Raw genomic sequence first — 3,320 nt, 5'->3', positions numbered from 1 at the left:
TTAAACATAGACTGTTCTAATTATCTAATAAATCTGCTAAAAACACCCCGCTCGACTGCAAACGTATTATCTATCTGTCTGTACCAATCCTGTCTCAGCACTCAACAACACGAGACTTGGTAGGGTCCCCCGGCCATGGTCTCCCTACGGATGGGTGCCAAAAGAAGTACTGGGTAGTCTCATCCACTTCAGCCAGCGATATGGACGGAGTGAGCGAGCCAGCCCCTCGTAATTCGCGAAAAAGCAGCGGAATCAGTGGGGTGTCGTGTCGATGTTGTCTTCGTTCTCGGCGATTCGACTTGGATTCTATCAACCATGGAGGGACCCTATGCGGTATGTATCCAGAATCTGTATCCTGTATCCATATTCAGAAAACAGATCCCTTATCCGTATTCTTGTTCCTTGCTGCTTACCTACGACTCCTCAGTACCGATCGGCCCCTGAACCATCTCTACAAAGAATCTAGTAACCGTATATCGAATCCATATCCAGTATCTGAATCCAGTATATCTTTCCAGTGTTTGGATTTAGAAATCGTCGACTTCTGTAAGATACTGTGTTCGGCCTGATTTCCCACGGTCGAGTATCGAGTCGTCTATGTCCGAGATCGCGTATCGAAGAAGCAATCGGAGAACGTCCGCTCGCGTATTGATCGTGGCCTCGCGTCCAAGTTCATCAGCAGTTGCGTTTCCGAGTTCGGAAAGCTCGCCAGACTCCTCGAGCCCGGCGAACAGAGCGGCGAGATTATCGTCTCGGAGGGAGATATTTGACGGTAAGTCATTACTGTCGAGTCGGCGGTAGGCATCAGCCACTGCGTCCTCAAGAGGAGGCGTATCAGTCTGCTCGTTCTCGGGTTCAGTTTTATGCCGAGACTGGTCTTTTGCTTCTTGGAGTAATTTCTCAGCTTCGTCTTCGTTGTTGGCCATCTTATCTGGCCTCCAATCGCTCGAGTAGGCTGGTAGTGAGCTGCCGATACGTCTCGCGTACACGCTGCCCCGTCTCATAGAGTTCGTCGTCAGAGAGGGCAAACAGCGTTTGTCCGTTCGCCTGCTCGTTTCCAATGTTCGCTGATTCCGCGACCGGTTGACCAGAGATGTCTGGATACTCCTCGTCAAGCGCGTTCGTAAATTCTTCTGAGAGGTTTGTCCGTGGAACAACCATCGTCGCGAAGACAAGCTGCAACACTGGTTCTGCGTCGTGGTCGTCATCGTCGCGAATCATCGCAAGCTCGCGTTGCAGACTTTCGAGTTGCGTCCGCTCGAACTCCCCCGGTTTCAGGGGGGCGATCACGTTCTCAGCAGCAAACAGGCCGTTGATCGTGATGTTGTCCTCTTTGCCCGGCAAGTCGAGCAATACCAGATCATATCGTGGTGCCACTTCCTCGGAGATGAACTGCTCGAGGCGATCGTAGCGGTTCTCTCGTGGAACATTTGCGAGGTTGTTGTCCTCGGCCCCGAGTCCGTTGTCCGCTGGAATGAGGTCTGGCCCTTCCTCTGTCTCAAAAGTCATTCTCTCGAAAACGTCGTCGATATTCTCTTGAATAAAGGACCAATTCTCGCCAAACACCGCCGAAATGGGTGCGTCCGGGTCGAGTACATCATCGGCTAAGCCGAACTGAGTCGCGAGGTCGTTTTGAGTCCCCGCCAGATCGATTAGAAGCGTGTCGAGATCGTGGTCATTGTGCGCCGATACTGCGATATGCGCCGTCGATGTCGTTTTTCCGACCCCACCTTTCGGGACGTAGGTCGTCGCCCGTCGTATGGTGTCTACCATATCTGTATACCGTATACATATCCCGGATACATATAGCTAACCCATACTATGAGCTTGGATATGAAGTCTGTTTTCGGATAGAGTCCTCAACGAGAGAGCTAATCGGCGGATAGGCACCCGCTATCCATCAAGGAGGTCATCGACTTGCTGTGCAGTGTCTGCGGCCTGGATATCGGAGTAGGATTCGTGCGTGGTCTCGATACTCGCGTGCCTGAGCGCTGATTGAGCGAGTTCTGCGTGGCCACTCGCATAGAGTTCGTGTCCGAGTCCTCGTCGAGCACCGTGTGGTTTCAAGTAGTCACCGTCGACCTCGATCTCAGCACCTTCACAGAGACGCTGCATCAGGTTTCGAGCGCCGTTCGTAGAAAGCGCGGGTGGAACGACGTTTCGGTCTCTAAGCACTGTCTCGACGTCGTTTCGGTCCAGAATCTCCTCAATTTCGTCCTCCGAAACTCCATCGTCAGCTAGCTGCCTGCGAACGGCCCGGTACTTCGAGGGAGCGTGCCCGGTAGGGAAGACCGGCCAGTCGTCACTCGGCGGCTCGAGGACGGTCTTGTACCGCTCGAGCGCCGATGCAGCCCGTTCGGGGAGTTGAGCATATTCGTACGCTCGTGACTTCCCGAGGACGCGTACAGCGCCGGCTTCGAGCTCGACGTCCCTCCAGGTGATGCCCGTCCGCTTGTCATCGGAGGGCTCTGAGAACACTTCTGCACCGCGAACGCCCGAGAGCCCCAGCAGATAGACGATCGCCCGATCGCGAAAGGCCCGTTCCCGGCTGACGTTTGTGACATCCTCGAGAGCGTCGTGGGCTCGTTCGTCGGCGTAGCGCATGATCGCCTGCCGCTCTGCTTCCTGCCAGAACTGGCGGTCGGTGTCACCGAGGTCTTCGGGAAGCTCGTCGGTCGCTCGCTGGGCTTTCGCTGGGTTCGTCTCGAGGAGTTCATCGGCGACACAGAACGTGAGAAAGGCACGAACGTACGCGTAGTAGGTGGTCGCCGTACTCGCTTTCAGATCGCCGTCGCGAGCTCGCTGTTTGAGATGCCGGGCGTATCGGCGGCAGTCGATGACCTCCAGGTCCTCGAGGGCCGTCACACTCCGTTCCTTTCGGAGCCAGTCCTTCCATGTCGCGAGCGTCGACTGGAAGTTCTTCCGGGAGTTACCGGCTTCGACGCTTTCGAGATATTGCTGGATGGCCGTTTCGACCGTCGTTTCCCCGGGTGTAGCGCCGTCCTCAGTGGATCCCATCTGTTGTGCTTGGCCGAGGGCGTGGGGGTACGTAAATCCACTGTGTACAACCGCGTTAATACACAGTGACATCCAACATCACAAATCGTCCGAATTCAGGTGGTATGAGGGCTAAAAGCTAAGAACCCCCATTAATAAATTACATAATGGTATATAGATTTGAGAGAGTGCCGTTCACAAGTTCGGGATGTGTATTTCTACAAACCACCAGTCAATTGATATGCTTCTCACTATCGCCCTCGGAGAGGTTGAGAGAAACCGTTTGTGAGGAAGTGCTTATTCTTCGTCTTCAGATGCGACAG

3 protein-coding genes are annotated in these 3,320 nt (G+C 54.3%); all 3 read right to left on the bottom strand.

The window, feature by feature from the left end:
- Nucleotides 1–527: 527 nt before the first annotated feature.
- The 3 genes from LCF40_RS22975 to LCF40_RS22965 all read right to left on the bottom strand — a co-directional run bounded on the left by LCF40_RS22975 (nt 528) and on the right by LCF40_RS22965 (nt 3,018).
- The gene (locus tag LCF40_RS22975; RefSeq protein ID WP_224830441.1) at nt 528–926 is read right to left on the bottom strand and encodes a DUF8115 family protein; all 399 of its coding nucleotides are present in this window, start codon (nt 924–926) and stop codon (nt 528–530) included.
- Nucleotide 927: 1 nt separating this feature from the next.
- Nucleotides 928–1,773 (bottom strand): ParA family protein, encoded by an 846-nt coding sequence (locus LCF40_RS22970; RefSeq protein ID WP_224830440.1) that lies wholly within the window; start codon nt 1,771–1,773, stop codon nt 928–930.
- A gap of 120 nt (nt 1,774–1,893) precedes the next feature.
- Nucleotides 1,894–3,018: a tyrosine-type recombinase/integrase gene (locus LCF40_RS22965; RefSeq protein ID WP_224830439.1), complete on the bottom strand. Its 1,125-nt coding sequence runs from the start codon at nt 3,016–3,018 to the stop codon at nt 1,894–1,896.
- Nucleotides 3,019–3,320: the final 302 nt, after the last annotated feature.

This window comes from Saliphagus infecundisoli, assembly GCF_020177375.1.
GTDB classification, from domain to species: domain Archaea; phylum Halobacteriota; class Halobacteria; order Halobacteriales; family Natrialbaceae; genus Saliphagus; species Saliphagus infecundisoli.
The sequence above is the reverse complement of the archived record's forward strand: the minus strand, read 5'-3'. Positions and strand labels throughout refer to the sequence as shown.

Excerpts from the sequence above, each read along its gene's own strand:
- LCF40_RS22975 (WP_224830441.1), bottom strand. The coding sequence starts at position 926 with ATGGCCAACAACGAAGACGAAGCTGAGAAATTACTCCAAGAAGCAAAA.
- LCF40_RS22965 (WP_224830439.1), bottom strand. The coding sequence starts at position 3,018 with ATGGGATCCACTGAGGACGGCGCTACACCCGGGGAAACGACGGTCGAA.
- LCF40_RS22970 (WP_224830440.1), bottom strand. The coding sequence starts at position 1,773 with ATGGTAGACACCATACGACGGGCGACGACCTACGTCCCGAAAGGTGGG.